The organism is Kineobactrum salinum (assembly GCF_010669285.1).
Taxonomy (GTDB): Bacteria; Pseudomonadota; Gammaproteobacteria; order Pseudomonadales; family Halieaceae; genus Kineobactrum; species Kineobactrum salinum.
In genome coordinates this window covers 2,651,068-2,670,015 of the sequence record NZ_CP048711.1, presented here as the reverse complement: position 1 = coordinate 2,670,015, position 18,948 = coordinate 2,651,068, and the positions used below count along the sequence as shown (strand labels likewise).

Here is an 18,948-nt window from a genome sequence, read left to right as displayed (position 1 = left end):
CGGATACAGTCGTCATGATTGCCCACAGCGATGGGGCGGCGGAGTTGAGGGTGATCCTCGGCGCGGAACTGCTGCGAGACCGGCCACGTTCGCCGGCTTTCAGCCCCACCAACCCTGCATCTGCGGCAGTGTCATAACTGCCAGTACCACACCCAGCATCCAGGTATGCAGATAGAGGGTTCTGTCGAACCTGGCAAAACGGCGCTCGAAGCCGGATTCCATTTGCGAGCAACGCTGATCGAAACGGGTTTCCACATCCGAGAATCGCTTATCGAAGTGAGTCTCTATCCCCGAGCAGCGCTCCTCGAAACGCGCGTCCAATCGAGTAAATCGGTGATCCATGAGGACACCGATCTCACCCAGCCGCGCATTGAACACTTCGGTGAAGTGATCTCTAGTCAGGAGGTTATCCGCATAGAACCCAAATGCTTCCGCCATCAACTCCGCCTGTACCTCAGCCTGGTGCTCCGGCACCCCGACCTCCGGCATAACGGAGCGTGTCGAACGCCATAGTGGCCATAATACCCCCTGCTGTCGGTTGCGCAAGCTCGCGTGGCTCAGGTGTGGTTCAAGACTCAATTCTGGCGTAGAGCTGGCAAGGGAAGAACATCAAATACCACCGGAATGCTGCCCGTCAACCGGCCGGCGAATGCCGAGCCTCTAATCGACTCAGCCGATGGCGTGTTACCATAGCTTGAAAATTGCCCGGCTCCAAACTGACAGGAATCCGACGAGATGACTGTAGCCAGAATCGCCATCACCCCCGGTGAGCCCGCCGGGGTCGGCCCCGACGTCGTTATCGCCGCTGCCCAGCAAGCCTGGCCGGTGGAACTGGTGGCGATCGCGGACCCGGAGCTGCTGCGTAGCCGCGCCGAAATGCTGGGACTGCCTCTGACGCTGGCGCCGGTGGATTTCAGCGCCGCCCCACAGCCCCAGGCCGCCGGAACCCTGCAGCTGCTGGCCACGCCGCTGGCCAACTCCGCAGTGCCCGGACAACTCGACGCTGCCAATGCTGGCTACGTATTGCGAACCCTGGAACTGGCCGCCGACGGCTGCCTGGACGGCAGCTTCCAGGCCATGGTGACCGCGCCGGTACAGAAGTCCATCATCAATGACGCCGGCCAGCCCTTCAGCGGCCACACCGAGTTCCTCGCCGAGCGCACCGGCACGGCACGGGTCGTAATGCTGCTGGCGGCCGGCGAGTTGCGGGTGGCACTGGCCACGACCCATCTACCACTGGCCCAAGTGCCGGACGCCATTACCATGGAGTCACTGGCCACCACCCTGACCATCCTGCATCGGGACCTGGTGGAAAAATTCGGTATCCGCAATCCCTGCATCGCCGTACTGGGCCTGAACCCCCACGCCGGCGAAGGGGGCCACCTGGGCCAGGAAGAACTGGACATCATCAGTCCCACACTGGACACCCTGCGCGCCGGCGGCATGCAGCTACTGGGTCCGCTGCCCGCCGACACCGCCTTCAACCCGGAGATGCTGAAGCGGGCCGATGCCTTTCTGGCCATGTACCACGACCAGGGGCTGCCGGTGTTGAAATACGCGGGGTTTGGCAATGCGGTGAATATTACACTGGGGCTGCCGATTGTACGGACCTCGGTGGATCACGGGACTGCGCTGGATCTGGCAGGTAGCGGGAAAGCGGATGCGGGGAGTTTGCGGGCGGCGTTGGGGTTGGCGATTGGGTTGGCCGGCTGAGGGTTTCTGCATGCTACACTTCGCCCACTCAACAATTACAACCCTATAGATGGCCAGCCGCATTTCATGAGCCAGATCAGCAACCGTGACTTTCTCAAGGCATTGGCCACCGCGCTGCTCGCACTGGTTATCAGCGCAGCCGTCCTGATTCCCGCCTACCTAGCCCTGTTCACGACCCTGCACCCTGAATTTGCCGACAGCCAGGAGCGCAGCGCCAAGCCCGCGACTATCAACGGTGCCCAGTTCCGTCCCGTGGTCTTCGGGGATGGCGGCATTGAAGGCAGCAGCGCGGTTATCTCCCAACTGGCCGAGGGCAAACCCGCAGACCAGGCAGTACTTCTCCACCAGCGCCGCTTCAGCGCCGCCGACTACCCATTCCTGCGCCACCACATCGAGGGCTGGCACCCCGGCCTGCGGGTCATGCTGTTCTGGCGCCGCGCCGACGACCCGCAAACCAATCACTATAGCGAGCTGGATTACACCGGGGAAGGCGCCGGGTACTTCAATCTGCTGCGCAGTGAAGAGTGGCGAGGGCAGATTGTCGAGCTGGCGGTAGGGTTTTTTGGGGAGTTGCGGGGGAGCCGGTGAAGTTGCATGAGGTGCGGTTGGAGCCTTATGGGGTGGGGCAAGTAGTGAAGACTGTCTGGGGGGAGTGGACGGCGTTCAAGGTGTGGGACCAGAGCTCAATCAACGTATATCGGGGGGTCGCAAAAGGAGCGTTGCTCTATCCGGTGCCAGCAGCGGCACTGTGGGTCGCCTTCAGCATCGCGCTGGTCTGGCTGGGGCAACTTGCAACCCGGCGTTACCGGCAAAGCCCGCTACTGTTGACTGCCACTATCGCGACAGTCACGGTGTGGATACTGCTGGACGGATTGTGGTTGCAGCAGTTGCTGCGACAGAATGTTGAGACGCGGTATCTGTTTGCGGGGAAGACACTGCATGAGAAGAAATTGGCGGATTGGGATGGGGAGTATTATGCATTTGCCAGTGCAATCAAGGAGCTCTTGCCTGCTGAACGGACGGAAATTGGCATCCTCTATACACCTGCTGACTCAAGCCCTATGGCCCACAGAGCAAGAATACACCTGTTGCCCGAACACCACGCCACCTCGATACACCCCTTAAACAACCGTTATTGGAAATCAGCCAAAAAGCGCTTCTCCTACCTGATTATTTTGACCGGACCGGGGGCCGACCTGACCCGAACAGATGCGCCGCTGGACTCATTGGGATTCAACAAATCCAATGACATGCATCTGCTCCATATCGAAGAACCGGCCGCATTATATCGCATTGTGAAGAGAGGATCAGAGGTCCAGCCATGACGATGGAATCCGCTGCGGGCATGTTTGCTGCCATTGTGCTCCCCTGGCTGTGCGGCTACGGCATCATCCGCCTTCTATTGGGTAAACGGCTTCCTTTCACTCTCTACGCAGGCCACGGCTATCTTGTGGGACTGTATCTGGTCATCTTGCTGTTGCAATTATGGAACGTTGCAGGTTGGCCTTTGCGCTTCTGGCCATTGGCGGCAGTACTCGCCGTCATCACAATCCCTGCTCTCTGGAAATTGTACCGAGGTGACTCTCTTGTTCCCTTAGCTGCCAAATCATTGCCAAGAATGCCCGGCTGGAAGTACATGGTCACGACGTTGCTTGTGGCACTGATCTTTATCCATCTGCTGGTCGTATTACAGGAACTCTGGCTACGCCCCACCTTTCCCTGGGACGCCTGGCGTGGATGGGCCCCCAAAGCTATTCAGTTCTTCGACAATCGTGCGCTAAGCTTTGAGATGGGGACTATAGCAAATTACGGCATCATTTCACCGCAAATCCATCTGTGGGCCATGTTAGCCAGCGGCACTACCCTGGAGCCTACCTTGTACTTGCCCTGGTATTTTGCACTCGTGGCATTGGCAATGGCGGTATACGGCCACCTGCGTCTGCACTGTTCAACGGTCCCAAGCCTGCTGGGAGCGTATTTGGTTGCCAGCCTGCCTTACCTGAATATCCATACGAGCCTGGCAGGCTACGCAGACCTGTGGCTGACACTGGCATTCACATTAGGTCTAATGACAATTTCGCTATACCGACATCAGAAACGTACGGCAATAGTTGTACTTGCTCTGTTGTATGCAGTGATCAGCATTCAGGCGAAACGTGCAGGGCTAGGAATGGGATTGATTGTGCTGTTGTGCTTGGCAATGGCAGAGAGTCGTTGGTCAAAAGTCTGGGTGATGGTACTCATGGTTTTCACATCGATCATTGCGGGGCTAATTTATGCCGCGCTCAACGATATCGTCTCAATACGGATCGATATCCCGTCTATTGGCACTTTAATTCTAGACTCCGATCAGATACGCGTGCCTATGGTGGGGGCTATGACATGAATTATTTACTGGATGCCACCCCTTTTACGGAGGCCTTATTACTATTTGCAAACTGGCACCTGGCAATCTATCTTTTTCTGGCCATGATCCTTTACAGTATTTTATTCTTCAAATGGAAGAATCTTTTTAACCCAATATTAACGGCCGTAGTCCTGAGCTTTGTTTATATATTTGCCTATTTTACCCTGGTTTCGCCGCAGGCAGCTGCAGATCACACAGGGCTCTCCCGTTCACTTTTATATACAGCACCAGCAATAATATGGTGGGTTATTACTACTGCCATGCGTCCCGACGCCGCTGAAAATTTACATGATTTACCAGCTCCGATGGAGGCTCAGGCAATCCCTTCAGTATCCGCCACACCACTCCAGAACCAGGCAAGGCCACCACCCAAGCGGTAACAAAGATACATTTCAAATAGGTCACTATGCCCCGCTGGGCTACATACCATTCTTCGAGCGCGCCTTTATAGGGCATGATTACCTCATCGTAAAAGCGCTCGGGATCACTGCTTGTATGGAGCATATCCTCTTCTCTCCGGAAAACGATTGAGCCAACACCAGAAAGTCCGGGTCTGACTTTTTCTATCGCTTGTCTTGATCTCTCTGGGAACACATCATAACAACGCTGAGTCTGCGGCCGAGGCCCAATGATACTCATATCACCCAAAAAAATGTTCAACAACTGAGGTAGTTCATTAAGTTTGGTTTTACGAAGTACACGCCCCAAAGGAAGAACCCTGGGGTCATCCTTGACCGTGACCGTTCCGGTACCGAGGGAAGGACTGTTCTTGAGCATGGTGGCAAACTTATACAACCCGAACAGTTGACCACCACGGCCTACACGCTGTTGTACAAAAAAGACCTCCCCTTCACCGGTCAAGCGCAACGCGACGATCACAGGTATCAGAAGCGGTGACAAGACAAGTAAAGCCAACCCTGACAACAGGATATCAAGAAACCGCTGTATCATTTACATTCTCTCATCCAGGTACTTCCCAGTGTCCTTATGATCAAAATCCGGCAGCATATCGTTGAATAATTTAACCAGCTCCGGCTTGTCCCAAACTGGCTGTGTACGCATGCGATGAATCTCATCCATAAAGTAATCCAGCTGTTCCTCATCAACTGCCGCATCATTCTTGATCACACCAACGGCATGGAATCGTTTTAGATCCAGCTGCTCTTCTCCCGTATAAAACTCCTCGAAGTCCTTCTCACCCGTCGTGTCGCTGGGGAAGAAATAAACCGGCCATTGCTTCTTGATCACAAGTTCATCCGCACGGCGCCTGGCTTCATCTTCCGTATCGCATTCAACCGCTTCATATCCAAGGTAAGAAAGATACCTGACTGCAATATCTGAAAACCTGGTCAGATGCAGCTCCTCACTCAGCTTCGGAAAGAAAATGTCGCGATTGTTACCCAGCAAGCAGGACATCAGGCACAACTCACCGGACTCCTGTGGCGTTACGAAATAGCGACGCACATCGTTTGGTGCAGAAATGGGCTGACGTTTCGCGAAACGCTGGTTAAATCCATGTAACAAAGATCCATCGGAAAAAGCGACATTGGCAAATCTCGCTGTTGATATTGGTAGGGACAGACTTTCGTGCATCAGAAACATCTCCATGATACGCTTGCTGGCTCCCATCATATTTACGGGGTTGGCCGCCTTGTCAGTAGATACACAGAAGTACTTGCGAGCACCTCCCTCTCGAGCCATATGAATCGTCGCCACAGTGTTGAGTATATTAACCTCAATCAACCGCATGAGCGTAAACGGATCTTTTTCACTGCGTACATGCTTGAGCGCGGAGAGATTAAACACATAGTCATAACCATTATTGGCTCGCATCAGGGCCGCAAACTCGCGGGAGCCGCAGTCGAGTGCATACGTCTTGAAATCTCCCTTGATGTACCCAAGCGTACTACGGATATCGCGAACCAACTCAACCAGATTGTTCTCGCTGATATCAACGACATGTAATGCTTTGGGGCTCCGCTTGAAAATTTCCGCACTGACAGCCTGCCCAATCGAGCCGGCCCCGCCGATCACCAGAAATCTGCTCTTCGATACCAACGCAGATAGCTCCGAGGCATAGTTATCAATATCTGTACCAAACAGCGGATTTTCCCGCCCTATCAGTCTCAAGGTATTCATCTCTATTCAGGCTCGCAGTGGCGTTTCAGGGACACTGGACGGCAGATTGACAATACGCTCCTCCAGCCACAACGAATTCCTGAGCCCATCCTGGTAGCAGCGGGCATACATAGTGAGATGAGGCATGAGCCGCCAGACCGGGCGCATCATTATATTGTGAGAGTTACTATACTCCAGGAGCTCATCTCGCTCTGCAATGGAGGAAAGTACCACCGCATTTAGCCAGAAATTGGATGTATCCCCTTCCAGCGGAGCAGCCAATTGCAACCCCAAGGTAGCGGCCATAGACTGGTACCTTGCAGCAACAGTAGCTTTGGTATCGAGCATTCCCTGCAATTGCTCCATCTGCGCACAGCCCAGGGCTGCATTCAAATTAGGCATACGGTAGTTATAGCCGACCTCATCATGTACAAACTCATAACCATGCGGCACTTTGGCCGTGGTCGTGATATGCCGCGCCTTCTCAGCCAAATATCTGTCATTGGTGAGTAGCATCCCTCCTCCCCCCGTAGTGATCACTTTGTTTCCATTGAAGCTGAGAGTACCAAACATACCAAATGTACCCGTGTGTTGACCTGCACGATAGCTGCCGAGTGATTCCGCCGCATCCTCTATCACCGGGATACTATAATCGCGGCATATCTTCACAATTTCATCAATACGTCCCGGAATGCCAAAGGTATGCATGGGTACACATGCTGCCAGCCTGCGCCCGGTCTTGCGGTTATAGGTTCCCCCTGGCCGCACTTCAGCACGGGTTTCAAGAAACTGTTTCACAGCATCTGGACTGAGACTGAATGTATCCAGGCTTACGTCAAGAAAAACTGGTTCCGCGCCACAATACCTGATCGCATTGCAGCCAGCGACAAAGGTCAATGCCTGCGTGATCACCTCGTCATCCTGCTTCACGCCCGCCAATTGGAGCGCGGCATGCAGTGCAGCTGTACCGTTGACGGTAGCAATCGCAAAACCTGCCCCGGCATACTCGGCAATGCGATTCTCAAACTCAGTAACCCGTTCCCCAACCGACGACACGAAATTTGAGTCAATGCAATCGGTTAGGTAGCGCTTTTCATTACCCGAAAACGTGGGACGGTGCAAAGGAACCAAACCATCACCGTATATAGCACGCACCTCAGATAGTATGCGCTCAAAGACCTGATGATTACTCATGGTTTACCCTGTAAAAATTAGTATCCATACCGGGCCAGTGTGGGTTCGATCAACGTTTTCAATCGGATAATTTCAGCTTCCGAAAGAGATGCTCGCCCTTTGCCTATACTGCTACTCGATACTCCTGCGACCGATTGAGATATATCCGATGGGGAGGCCTCGATATTCAGAAATTTAAGCAGTTTACTCAGTTCTCCAATAGGATCCTTGACTAAGCTCTCATAACTCACTCTATGTACCCGTTCTTCGTCGATATCGGAGAATGCAGATTCAGCACTCTCGACACACCGCTGCCATTGCAACGCACAAACTTCATGCAATGAATAATTTTCGAGAATTTCGGACATACCGTCGAGTGCCGGCCCCCAGAAGGCCAGGCGTCGTTCCCGGGAAAACAGGCGATAGAGGCGGCTCCATATGTAGCGTACACCATAATATGGAAGATCCATCACAGGGACAAAACGAACCTTCTGCATGATATAGGGAAGATCGAGCTCTGCAGTCCATCGAAGCGTGGCGGACCCCGTGGCGTCGATACCGTCACGATGTATGTAAATGTATTTGGCTTCCGGAAGCACACGATCGACAAACGGCACTCGCAAACTATTAGCACATGTTTTTTCTATGACCGTAGTCGCAGAGTAATGAGAGGCCACCCAGTTGAAGTGTTTACGAATGTATTCCCTGATAGTCGGTGATACCCGCTCTGCCGGCAGCTCGTCCGATGGGTATCTAACGTTTCCATGGCGCCAAATGTAGTTGATTTCGTCACAGGGCCACGTGGCTACGCCCGGCAACTGGCATAATACGTCCCGCAACATATTGGTACCCGAGCGAGGCGCACCGACAATTACGACAGGCTGATAAGTCATACCGCATGAGCCTTTGGGTGATCATCGAAGGAAACGCCCAGTTTTCGATAGAGCGAAAAATATGCCTGCTCTATGGATTTGATGTCAAACATTTTCTCCGCCATCCTACGTGCATTTTTCCCCATTTCCTGCCTGAGCTCGTCGTTCTGCAGCAACAGCAACACACGCGCAGTCAGACCTGACACATCCCCTATGGCCAGCAGATACCCTGTGACATCGTCCTCTACTGCTTCGCGCACGCCAGGCACCCTAAAACCTACGGTGGGCAACCCAACGGCAGCGGCCTCCATAACCGCCCTTGGCACACCCTCTCTATGGGATGGAAACAACAGGACATCGGCGGAAGATAATAAAGGTCGAACATCATCAAGTCGTCCTGCATATTCAATATCGGGTTGACGATTAATCCATGTCTCTGAGACCGCATCAGGATGAACCGGATCGAGTTCACCAGCCCATACAAAACGAGCTTGCGGACATTGCTCCTTGACGGCTCTGGCAACTGACACAAACTCCTCAATACCTTTCTGTTTCAGAAGGCGTCCCAGCATTACAACCACAGGTTGTCGCGCACTCCCACAATCTCGAGTCCTGAATTCAAACTTTTTCAAGTCGACACCGGAACCGACAATAAGGCATTGTTTGTGTATTGCTACCCAGCCTCTACCTCCAAATAGCTTCTGGTCATCTCGATTTTGAAATATTGTCATATCAGCATTTTTTAGCGACAGCTTATATCCAAGCCCGGCCGCATGAGAAAGCCATCCACCCGTTACGAAGGCATGACCCAAACCAGTGATGGTATTCACGACCCTGCACGAATCCCGTAGAGTATATCGAGCCACCAGAGATCCAAATATAACTGGCTTAGCGTGAAAGTGATGGACTACGTCAGGACGGTACTTATTGTAAATATACCTTAGGCGATTTACCGACAAGATGTCATGGATTGGCGAAAAGCCACCACGAGAGAAGTTGACCGGCTCCAGCAGAGCACCAAATTTACACAGATATCTACTCTCTGGATCATCAGCTGTAGCAAGTACCACGCGCCAACCTCTGTCTAGAAACAGGGAAATAATATTCTTTCGGGAGCTTTTTAAAGCGTAGCCGCGATTGGCTGAAAACAGAATCGTTTGCATTAACTACGGCCACCTAAATTTTTCGCGGGCACGCTACTATACACCTTGTCTGTTCTGGACGAGTACAAACATATAGATGATGCAATCAAGACGATTACTGGCAGCAGCCCTAATCCACCTATTGAGTATGTACGAAAGATTGCATTTACCAAATAGAATACAATTCCACCTACGGCCCATCTATTAATGTACCACCTCACCCGGCTTCGTCCCAAACCCCACAGCAGTGCGAACACTACGAACCCAAAACTTGCAAAAAACTGAACCATTCCCCCACGAACTAGCGTATTCAAGTACCCTGAGTGCATAGAGCTACCTTCATACTCTCCGTATGTAATTGTTGCCAACCCCTCACCGCCGAGGTCACCCCACCCAAAGACGGGGCGCATCATCCAGAGCTCCCAAGCCGCGGACCACAAATCCCCTCTCATTGCGAGGCCCTTCCAGAGTCTCAATGCCTCATATAGGTAAGCACCAATCGCACCTAGATTCGCCAGTATAGCTACACCTGCAGCTATAGACCCCAGCAGAAGAGCACTACCCTTAATGGTGAATATTGAAGGTCTGGCTATGAGGCCAACAGAGAGAAAAGCCGCGCAAAATGAGACGAGTCCGCCTCTAGATGAACCAATCAGAGAGGAAGCAAATATCATAACCAACACAAATGCATTAATTCCAGCTATCCTTCTCCCTCCAGCGCCAGCCATGATCGCATAGAGAAAGAACATGGCACCCTGGATAGTAGCGTAGTAATTTACGTTGAATGCCAAGCCATTTGAGGAATGCATGGTTGTACCAAATATATATCTCCCCTGACCAACTTCGCCAAAAAATGGTACAGAGCTAATTGCTCCGATTGCGCCGAGTAACGCAACGGTCGCGTTTCCGAAAGCGAGAAATACCAGCAACACTAGTATGCTACGACGGCTGCACCACAGGTATTTGTAGCCTGAAGCTATCAAAAAGCCAAAGCAGAGAGGATACATGATCGTTTGACCCAGCGAGAGCAGTCCTCTATAGCTTCCAGATAGCATGATCGAAACTAGGGTACCTGTCATATAAACCAGGAAGAAAGCCATAACGTAGCCCAGCTCAACGGGTCCACGAAGCCCTCGATACGTACAAATAAATACCAGGCTTGAAAAACTCAGGGTAAGCACCAGCGACCGAATGGCCGGTGCTCCGGTAAATGTGTAGGACAGAAAACTCGTAAGGATTAGTGCAAAGAATGCTATGGTAACGATCTGGACTGAGGAAATTCGCATCTGAGTATGACCTTACTGATCAGAGTAGAGCCATGAAATTACTAAGGTATCTTCTATATGCCAGCTGCTCGGATGCAAATTTTATAGCGTTCTCCTTCATAGCTGGGAGACTATCATCTACGGATATCATTTGTATTGCATCGCGGATATCAGGCTCACTCCAATCCACAAGCATACCTGCCCTAGATTCGGTAACATATCTTTCTTGCAGGGGAATACCGTAGCTAGCAATTACAGCCAAACCCGCCCCCAAGTATTCGGCGAGCTTGGTTGGAGACGCTTCTGTATAGATCGGATCTGGAGGAATTAGACACAACCCGACATCTGATGATGCGAGATAGGCGGGTATTTCACTTCGCCGGACTTTTGCCACAAACTTTAGGATACCCTGATCGACCAACCAGGAGACACCTGTGATGGATTGCAGCGCCTCAATTTCCTGTTGAGTGCCACCAACAAACAAAAACCTCGCCTGGCATCCCATGTCAACCGCCGATACTATTGCAGAAAGAACTATGTTGATTCTGCGCCGAAGACTATGTGTCCCAATGTAAAGGAATCTTACTGTTTCATATTTCTTGGCAGTTGTCTCAGCCTCACTGCAATCTCGAGTGGAATTCGATAAATCAGATAGAAGCGGAATATACTCACGCGCCTTTGCCTGAGGAAAAAGCCTGCCAACTCGATCCAGGCCTACTGGGCTTACTGCAGTAATTGCATCCACTCGAGACGATGACAGCCGATAGATGAATCTACCAATCCATCGCTTTAGAGGATTGCTTGAATATTGTTCGTGCGGAAAGCTACTTTGAAAAACGAGTTGGTCATAAGTTTTCTTGCAAATTGCGGCGGCCAACAGATAAACAGGATCGTTTCTTACAAATACAACCATACGGCACTTTTGACGCTTCATCCGTCTACCTAGCTGTAAAAGCAGCACACTACACTTAACAAGGTTGAGAAGTCTGAAGAGCCAGCGCCTCGGGAACAGCACCGGAATACATACAGCTTTGTGATAGCGATAAACCCTACGATTCTTCCTGCCCCAGGGTGAGGAGACAAAGAGATAGACACGCACATCTTTCTCTGCCGCCACAACAGTCGAGAGCATGCCGTCCACGAAGGAATGCTCTGGCGGCCATTCCTTATCCAGGAAGCATAGTAGAACTGTTTTCAAGAGAATCCTCCCATGTGAAGCCTCAAAGCGCACATAGTCTTGTATGGGCAAGGTTCTTTAGCTTTCAACTCTCAACACTGCAAGCATGTGGATTGGGCACAACGGCAATACACCGCTGATGGCCGACAGCACAATCAATTTGTATCCACTGCATGGAAGGGCTTAAAGACGGATGGAGATCACACCGTGTTTCTCCCAGAAACAACAATGGCTCGGAAGATACACATACTTCAGTGACACCGCCCTCCCGAAATGAAATCAATATTAATCGACGTAATCCATAGCTATCTGGATAGGTGTCTGTCAGAAACACTGACGAATCGACTGGATTAGGATGACCGTCGGAGAACGGCTTCACTAACTCTGAAGTGCCACGTGCAATATCTACTCGATAGTAACCGAAGCCTTTCACTCCGTCCATCGTCACCAAGATCGTAGCTTCATCAAGCCAACAAACGTGACTAACACCTTGATCTTCGACCAAGCGATATTTATTATTCCCATCAGCATCTAGGACATATAGATCTGTGACTCGTCGCGCACCAATAAAATAGCGATGCAGAAAAACCAGGTGGCTCCCGTCAGGCGCCGCCATAACATGATTTAGCTTTGCGTGCCTAGGGGTAACATTGTAACGCAGAGCGGCACTTTCATTTAAATCCGCTATACTTAAAAGTAGCTGCTTCGTCCGGGTGCGCGTGTCATACATTTCAATATCGCTTTCAGGACATTCTCTCTTCATTCCAATATGATTGCGGTATCCGTAATCCGGCCTGACGAGTGCCAATGCCTCGTAACTGATACTATATATTCTCCCATTACAGTCTGATTCCTGAATTGACAATGGCAAATCTCCCACCCATTCTCCACTTGCTCTTACAAGTCGTGCTTTATACGAGTTAGTATTCTTATCGTAAATATTAAAAGCAACAGTGTCGGCATCAAGCCATGTCGCTCTGGCACCTTGCTGCCAATTCCAAGAGTAAGATTCTCCCAGTTTTTTTACTATACGGCCAGATTTCCAGTCCAATAATTGTATTGCGACAGGGATCTTTGGTGACGGCTTTTTCCAAGCCGGATGGCTCGTAGTGTGCACCAACAAAAGCGATTCATCATTAGGCTTGAAAGGACTGTGATCATAGTAGCCAACGAACATGTTGCGTGTGGCATCGACAATAGTATATTGACCCGCACTGACCTCTTCGACATTTCGATGGTGCAGCAATCGCCTGAACCGCTGCTGAACTCTTTTGCTGAAACGAACCGCAGCTATTATTCCAGGAACGGATTTTAGAAGACTTCGAACGTTAGTCATCCGTCACCCCGTGCGCCACCATAATTGAATGAATGGCAGTACCATCTGGTCCATGCAGCGATGGTATGACAATGGCTTCCTGATGCTCCAAAGTGCTTTTATCGTAGATTCCTAGCATTAACTCATGGCCGCTGCCCCTTCGGGGCGTGAAGCCTATAATCCATGATCCACCATACTCCACCAAGCCTCTTATGAAGTACCCCGCCGGGTTTAACGGAACTCGCTCTATGCACTTACTCGCTAAATTTATCCACGCCAAACTGCTGTTGTCTGCCTCTGTTACATAAAGATTTCCATTACGAATCACCCCATCGTGGCTACCGATGAAGCTGCCAGGCTCAGCGAGCCAGCGGGACCTTTTTGTCTCAAGATCCATACAAATAACAGATGAGCTAGAGGTATCGAACCATCCTTTGGTATTTATATATAGGTTATTATTATGAAGCAGGATATTGTTCACATGATGCCGATAATATCGACTCCGGCTTTTATGGATATACCGAAGCTCTTCGCCTCGATACGCAGGGGTTCTGACTAGACGAGCAAGACCCAGCTTACGCAATACGGACATGTAAAACCTCGATTGCACGGAAGGTAGGACGGCCAAACCTCCTCCCTCAAGAATTTTTTCATTTGGCCCCCATTGCCAAATTTTCTTATACGTTTTACGACTGAAGCATGATATACATTCTGACGCTGTAGAAAGAATGTACAGGCGCTCTCTATCAGCAGCGATTGAGTGAATGTCGGCCATTTCAGATGCCGAGAATACGTTTACGATGGTAAAATTAGTCAAACATACAACTGCAACAAAATTCCACAGGCCCACATACGCATAGCCGCCATACAAGGCCAATCCTTGAGCATAGGGAGCCATGAACGCTTTCCCATCAAAGAACGGCGCGGAAGGAAAGCGAACTTCCCTCACAATTCGCCTCGACTTTATGTCGAACTCTGCAAACACAGCGTAACAATATCGATCATTATAATAGTTGATCGGTTTGAAAGTTATATAGATAGGCATTATTACCTTACTGAGTACATTGAATGAGACCCCGGCCCCTCATTCAGCCTAGGGCAGATGTTTCTATGCTAAGCTTTCTCTTCACCGCTCGCCTAAGAAGAAAGTTCCATACGAATAGCGTAATTGCGGTAGATGTAGCTGCCCCTTCAATGCCCCATCGGGGAATTAAGATGATGTTTAGTATCACATTGGCTCCCGCAGCCACTCCAATGCCATACATCGTATCTCTCTCATGACCCGTCATATTAAGCAGCACACCGACCGATCCCATGCTGGCGTTGACCAATTGCCCTATAGCTAGGATCGCCAACGATGTCGCACCAGCACTATAGCCCTCTCCGAAGAAGAAACCGAGCAGAGGTTTTCCCGCCGCGACCATAATAACTACAGGTGGGAGAGCAATGGAAAGAATAATGCGGGCACTATATGTGGCTAGTTTCTGCAACCGCAGCATGTCATTTTGCTCATACAGCCTCGCAAAGTATGGCTGGAGGATCTGATTGAATGCGGACAGCCCAAATACAACCAAAGTTGCCATTTGGACAACCACACGGTAGACACCAACCTCCCTGTCGCTTCTCAACGTGCCTAACATCAGAATATCAGCGTGAGAATTAATCAGTTGAAGCCCAGCCAGCATGGCAAGAGGCAACATCGTCCGACGCCAGTAGTCACCTTCGTATATGGGTTCAAGGTCTCTATTGTAGGCCGGAGCATGCACGCACTTTAGCAACGCCATGCCTATTGCGAATGCGCCCACTGCCGCCGCGCCGTGGGTCCCCATCACGAATACAGCCGACATGGCCGAACCAGACCAAACCAGAACAAGCACCAGAAACGTGAGAATCGCTGGGCGTAAGATCTGCTCTGGAAGCTGCCCCAACACGACATAACGAAGACCACGAAGAGTTGCTCCCTGAATATTCGCCAGCGCAATAAACGGCACCAAAAGCAGCCCTGCCAAAAGAGTGTACCAACGCATGGACTCAATCCAGCTAAATCCTAGCCACAGTATCAACAGACCTAACAGAATTATCGTACTTGTCGAAAATACGATAAATTTAATGCTCCAGCGCCACAGTCCAATCATCAGTGCCCAGTTTTTTCTAGTATGTGCTTTTGCCGTCTCTCGCACGATCAGTTGAGGCAAACCCAATTGAGCAGGAATCGTCAGGAGCATTATCAGCGACAACGCAAAGGTGTACACACCGTACTCACCAGGACCTAGAGTACGTGCCAAGAGCACCACAAGAACAAAGTTTACAAGGGAACTCACGACTTTCACTACAAGACTGCCCAGACCCCCGCGCAATAGGTGGGCACGTAGACCATCGCCTTCTACATAGCTCGACACTTTCGTATACAGGCGCTTCACTAAATGATCATCGTCCAAAAAGGTATTCCTATAACTGAGAGCGGAATATACAAGATCATCATGCATTACACGTCAAAAAAAATAATGCGCAGCACATCGACACCATGGCATTCAGTCCATGCGACCGTGTCCTGATTTTGCTGGCTTAGCTGATCGGACTGGTTTTTATCGGCCGTTAAAATACGCCTGCTGATCGCTTCATTCACATTCGAACATCTCTCGCCGCAACTCTTCGATGTCCACTTTTAAAGCCTCATATTCCGCCAGCTTCCGCTTCAGAAAACGCCCAGTCAGCCGTGATTTATACGCCACCCCCGCCGGGGTCAGTAGATACGCATAACGAAGTTTATTAGGAGCACGGCCAAAGTTGTCCATTTTCACCCATCCCTTCTTCACCAACGCCCGCAAGCAATAGTTAATGCCGCCCAGACTTATACCCAGACGTTCGGCCATTTCCCGCTGAGTAATATCCGGGTGGACTTCCAGCAGTCGCATTAGTCGCAGGTGGGTTTCGTCCTGCGGAGTAGAATCAGATGCTTCTTTCATAAAGGCCTATCGAGCAGGCAGACTACCGCAGAGTTTGCACTTCTTGGCAGGCATTCCGTAGGCTTACCGGGCGCTACCCGTGTTTGAAGTCTGCCGTAGCAATTTCGGGATCTTTGTTCAAAACTTGAACATGCTAAGGGGTTTTGCTGATGTTGGCAAGCTTAGGTTGCTTCCAGATCAGCAATTGCTGCAAGCACCTCATTTTCATGCCCCAGCGGAACTAGCAGCAGGTCGGCGGTAATAAGAGCTGGAAATAAAGCCACGGGCGCTTTAAAGTGCCGCAAGCCACTCCCAACCGTATATGGTCCATGTCTCTAGCCCTGCAACAAGCCATTCTTGCCTTTACCGTTACTCTGGCACTGATATGGCTGCTGGCGCGTATAGCACCTCGGCTGGGGTTAATGGACGCCCCCAATCATCGCAAAAAACACGCCGGGCAAGTCCCCTTAGTCGGCGGCATTGCGATTTTCCTGACCCTGATGCTGTGCGCCTGGATCTGGAAGGAAGTCGGGCTGCACAGTGTGGGCACACAGGTCAATGCCCTGAAGATGTTCATGGTGGCTGGGGGCGCTCTGGTGTTACTGGGAGTACTCGACGACCGCTTCCAGCTCAGTGTCTTTACTCGCACGGCATTCGAGGTCGGCATCGCCATGCTGCTGATTGAGGGGCTGAACTTACGGCTGACGGAGCTCGGGGACCTGGTCGGCACGGGGCATATCGAGCTTAAAAGCTGGATCGCCTATCCTTTCACAGTAGTATGCATTTTTGGCGTGATCAATGCCTATAACATGCTGGATGGCATGGACGGGCTGCTGGGCATCGTCATGCTGACCACTCTGATTGCGTTTCATCTGTTTACCGGGATAGAGCCGGGAATTCTTACCATTGTTATCGGGTCCTCGCTGGCAGCCTTTCTGATTTCCAACCTCGGGGTGGCACCATTCATTCCAAAGAGCTTTCTGGGCGATGCTGGCAGCAAACTGCTGGGGCTGCTGGTGGTTGCACTGGTTCTGACCGTGACATCTACCCAGATCGGGGGTGATCGTCTGATTGATCCGGTTACCGCCCTCTATCTACTCGGCCTACCCCTGTTCGACATGGCCTTTACCACTCTGCGCCGAATATTGCGGGGCAAGTCACCTGTTCGTTCGGACAATACCCATATTCACCATCTGATGCGTACCCTGGGACTGTCTGAACGTCGCTCCCTGGTCATCATTGGCACCCTGGGTATTTCCATGCCCTATCTGGGCCTGATGCTGGCCAGATCCGGGGCCGCAGAGGCCTACCAGTTCTATATTTTCCTCGGCTGCTTTGCTGGTTACTGTCTCATCATGAGCCAGGCCTGGTTTGTGGCTACCCGCTGTCGCGGAAATACTGTCAGTCGCGAACCCACTACACCTATCACCGATACCCGGCAGGAAGCCCATGAAATCTGATACTCAATCTGCCCAATATGGCCCCCTCCAGGATACGACGACGAAATCGATCTCTTCGAACTGATCGCCGGCCTGTGGCACCGCAAGTGGCTGATCGCCGGACTCACCCTGACCGCAGGGATATTGGCAGTCATCTATCTGTTGATTTCCACGCCGACTTTTGAAGCAAAAACCTATCTGCGCCCACCCCTTGCCTCGCAGCTGGTCAGCATCAATGAAACGGGCGTACTGGAGATTGATCCTGAAAGTGCGTTCAACCGGGTTGCGTTCGAAGCACGCTCGCTCGATGTCCAACGGGCTGTTTTCGAGGCCAATCAGGAAGGCTTCCTGCAGGACACGCCCACGCAGCAGCTCAATGAGGGAGCCCTCTTCATGGACGCCTTCACCCCAAAAGTACAGCTTGATATCCGTGGCAATGGCAAGAACGACACCAACAGTGACGAGCTGCGCCTGACGATCGCCTTCCAGCACTGGAACCCTGCCTACAGCGCCAGGGTGGCCAATGATCTGGCCCGGGTGGCGGAGGAACGGGCCCTGCGCAGTGTACTGGACGAACTGCAAAGCTCCCTGCGCACCAAGATCCAGGGGCTGGAAGAACAAATTGTGCAGGAAGAACTGGTCCTGAGCGAAGGCAGCGAGGACAAGATCGCGCGGCTGCAGGAGCAGGATGAGCTGTGGCGCCTCCAGCTCCAGGACAAGATCAACACCCTTAAGAGCAAGGCTCGCCAGTTGCGGGAAGACCGGATCGCGCGCCTGGAAGAGGCCCTGGCCATCGCCAGCCGGCTGGGGCTGGAGGATCCGGCCCCGGTCAGCCTGCTGCAGCGCGATCAACGCGAGCCAAACTGGATGGCCACCGCTGTAGACAGGCCCGCCGAGGAGGAGCCGCTGTTTCTTCGCGGCACTCGTATGCTGGAGGCTGAACTGGCGGTATTGCGAGATCGCAAAAGCGACGAGCACATGCATCCTGAGTTGCGCGAGCTGGAACAGGAACTGGCCCTGCTTGAGCACAACCGGGAGGTGGAGATACTGCAGAGCCGGGAAAGTTACCGCGCTTTCGCTGAAAATACCCAGGAGCTGCGCGCGCAGATAGCCCGGCTTGAGGGCTTTCTGAAGCAAATGTACGACCAGGTGCAGATGATGCGCGTGGACCAGCAGGCCATCCCGCCCAGCCGCCCCATCAAGCCACGCAAGACGCTGGTGGTCGCGGTGGCGCTGATGCTGGGGGCCGTGCTGGGACTAGTACTGGCATTGATTCTGAATGCCGTGGATACCCGGCGCCAGGAACAGGGGTCGACAGACAACAGCCAATGACAGGAGCATAGCCTGGCTCTCTGGGACGGCCGAGTGGGCACTTCCCGGAG

General features: G+C 51.9%; 19 protein-coding genes. 6 read left to right on the top strand and 13 right to left on the bottom strand.

What is annotated here, in order from left to right:
• Window positions 1–99 precede the first annotated feature (99 nt).
• Window positions 100–474: a hypothetical protein gene (locus G3T16_RS11680; protein ID WP_163495419.1), complete on the bottom strand. Its 375-nt coding sequence runs from the start codon at window positions 472–474 to the stop codon at window positions 100–102.
• Between the two features lie 261 nt (window positions 475–735).
• Here G3T16_RS11680 and pdxA point away from each other — a divergent pair, with 261 nt between their 5' ends.
• The 4 genes from pdxA to G3T16_RS11660 all read left to right on the top strand — a co-directional run bounded on the left by pdxA (window position 736) and on the right by G3T16_RS11660 (window position 4,099).
• The gene (pdxA, locus tag G3T16_RS11675) at window positions 736–1,713 is read left to right on the top strand and encodes a 4-hydroxythreonine-4-phosphate dehydrogenase PdxA (RefSeq protein WP_163495418.1); all 978 of its coding nucleotides are present in this window, start codon (window positions 736–738) and stop codon (window positions 1,711–1,713) included.
• A 66-nt stretch (window positions 1,714–1,779) separates the two neighbouring features.
• Window positions 1,780–2,301: a hypothetical protein gene (locus G3T16_RS11670; RefSeq protein WP_163495417.1), complete on the top strand. Its 522-nt coding sequence runs from the start codon at window positions 1,780–1,782 to the stop codon at window positions 2,299–2,301.
• Complete coding sequence (locus G3T16_RS11665; protein WP_163495416.1) at window positions 2,298–3,038, top strand: hypothetical protein; 741 nt, start codon at window positions 2,298–2,300, stop codon at window positions 3,036–3,038. The genes G3T16_RS11670 and G3T16_RS11665 overlap by 4 nt, the downstream gene beginning before the upstream one ends.
• Window positions 3,035–4,099 (top strand): hypothetical protein, encoded by a 1,065-nt coding sequence (locus G3T16_RS11660; RefSeq protein ID WP_163495415.1) that lies wholly within the window; start codon window positions 3,035–3,037, stop codon window positions 4,097–4,099. The genes G3T16_RS11665 and G3T16_RS11660 overlap by 4 nt, the downstream gene beginning before the upstream one ends.
• A gap of 273 nt (window positions 4,100–4,372) precedes the next feature.
• Here G3T16_RS11660 and G3T16_RS11655 read toward each other — a convergent pair whose 3' ends face one another.
• The 12 genes from G3T16_RS11655 to G3T16_RS11600 all read right to left on the bottom strand — a co-directional run bounded on the left by G3T16_RS11655 (window position 4,373) and on the right by G3T16_RS11600 (window position 16,148).
• On the bottom strand, window positions 4,373–5,071 hold the full coding sequence (locus G3T16_RS11655; protein WP_232059047.1) for a sugar transferase: 699 nt from the start codon (window positions 5,069–5,071) through the stop codon (window positions 4,373–4,375).
• Window positions 5,072–6,259, bottom strand: a complete 1,188-nt coding sequence (locus G3T16_RS11650) for a UDP-N-acetylglucosamine 4,6-dehydratase (RefSeq protein WP_163495414.1) — start codon at window positions 6,257–6,259, stop codon at window positions 5,072–5,074.
• Window positions 6,260–6,265: 6 nt separating this feature from the next.
• On the bottom strand, window positions 6,266–7,432 hold the full coding sequence (locus G3T16_RS11645) for a LegC family aminotransferase (protein ID WP_163495413.1): 1,167 nt from the start codon (window positions 7,430–7,432) through the stop codon (window positions 6,266–6,268).
• 17 nt (window positions 7,433–7,449) lie between these two features.
• Complete coding sequence (locus tag G3T16_RS11640; protein WP_163495412.1) at window positions 7,450–8,304, bottom strand: sulfotransferase family protein; 855 nt, start codon at window positions 8,302–8,304, stop codon at window positions 7,450–7,452.
• Complete coding sequence (locus G3T16_RS11635; RefSeq protein WP_163495411.1) at window positions 8,301–9,446, bottom strand: glycosyltransferase family 4 protein; 1,146 nt, start codon at window positions 9,444–9,446, stop codon at window positions 8,301–8,303. The genes G3T16_RS11640 and G3T16_RS11635 overlap by 4 nt, the downstream gene beginning before the upstream one ends.
• Window positions 9,446–10,525, bottom strand: a complete 1,080-nt coding sequence (locus G3T16_RS11630; RefSeq protein ID WP_163495410.1) for an O-antigen ligase family protein — start codon at window positions 10,523–10,525, stop codon at window positions 9,446–9,448. Before G3T16_RS11630 ends, G3T16_RS11635 begins: the two co-directional genes overlap by 1 nt.
• Window positions 10,526–10,730: 205 nt before the next feature.
• On the bottom strand, window positions 10,731–11,888 hold the full coding sequence (locus G3T16_RS11625; protein ID WP_163495409.1) for a glycosyltransferase: 1,158 nt from the start codon (window positions 11,886–11,888) through the stop codon (window positions 10,731–10,733).
• A gap of 64 nt (window positions 11,889–11,952) precedes the next feature.
• Complete coding sequence (locus tag G3T16_RS11620; RefSeq protein ID WP_163495408.1) at window positions 11,953–13,203, bottom strand: hypothetical protein; 1,251 nt, start codon at window positions 13,201–13,203, stop codon at window positions 11,953–11,955.
• The gene (locus G3T16_RS11615; RefSeq protein WP_163495407.1) at window positions 13,196–14,080 is read right to left on the bottom strand and encodes an NHL repeat-containing protein; all 885 of its coding nucleotides are present in this window, start codon (window positions 14,078–14,080) and stop codon (window positions 13,196–13,198) included. The genes G3T16_RS11620 and G3T16_RS11615 overlap by 8 nt, the downstream gene beginning before the upstream one ends.
• Window positions 14,081–14,270: 190 nt before the next feature.
• A complete protein-coding gene (locus tag G3T16_RS11610) occupies window positions 14,271–15,620 on the bottom strand; it encodes a flippase (RefSeq protein WP_197911653.1) in 1,350 nt (449 codons plus the stop codon).
• A gap of 47 nt (window positions 15,621–15,667) precedes the next feature.
• Complete coding sequence (locus tag G3T16_RS11605) at window positions 15,668–15,808, bottom strand: hypothetical protein (protein WP_163495405.1); 141 nt, start codon at window positions 15,806–15,808, stop codon at window positions 15,668–15,670.
• The gene (locus G3T16_RS11600; protein WP_163495404.1) at window positions 15,801–16,148 is read right to left on the bottom strand and encodes a MarR family EPS-associated transcriptional regulator; all 348 of its coding nucleotides are present in this window, start codon (window positions 16,146–16,148) and stop codon (window positions 15,801–15,803) included. Before G3T16_RS11600 ends, G3T16_RS11605 begins: the two co-directional genes overlap by 8 nt.
• A gap of 308 nt (window positions 16,149–16,456) precedes the next feature.
• Here G3T16_RS11600 and G3T16_RS11595 point away from each other — a divergent pair, with 308 nt between their 5' ends.
• On the top strand, window positions 16,457–17,587 hold the full coding sequence (locus G3T16_RS11595) for an undecaprenyl/decaprenyl-phosphate alpha-N-acetylglucosaminyl 1-phosphate transferase (RefSeq protein WP_163495403.1): 1,131 nt from the start codon (window positions 16,457–16,459) through the stop codon (window positions 17,585–17,587).
• Window positions 17,588–17,593: 6 nt separating this feature from the next.
• Window positions 17,594–18,898 carry a Wzz/FepE/Etk N-terminal domain-containing protein gene (locus G3T16_RS11590; protein ID WP_332102893.1) on the top strand — a complete coding sequence of 435 codons (1,305 nt, stop codon included), beginning with the start codon at window positions 17,594–17,596 and terminating at the stop codon, window positions 18,896–18,898.
• Window positions 18,899–18,948 lie beyond the last annotated feature (50 nt).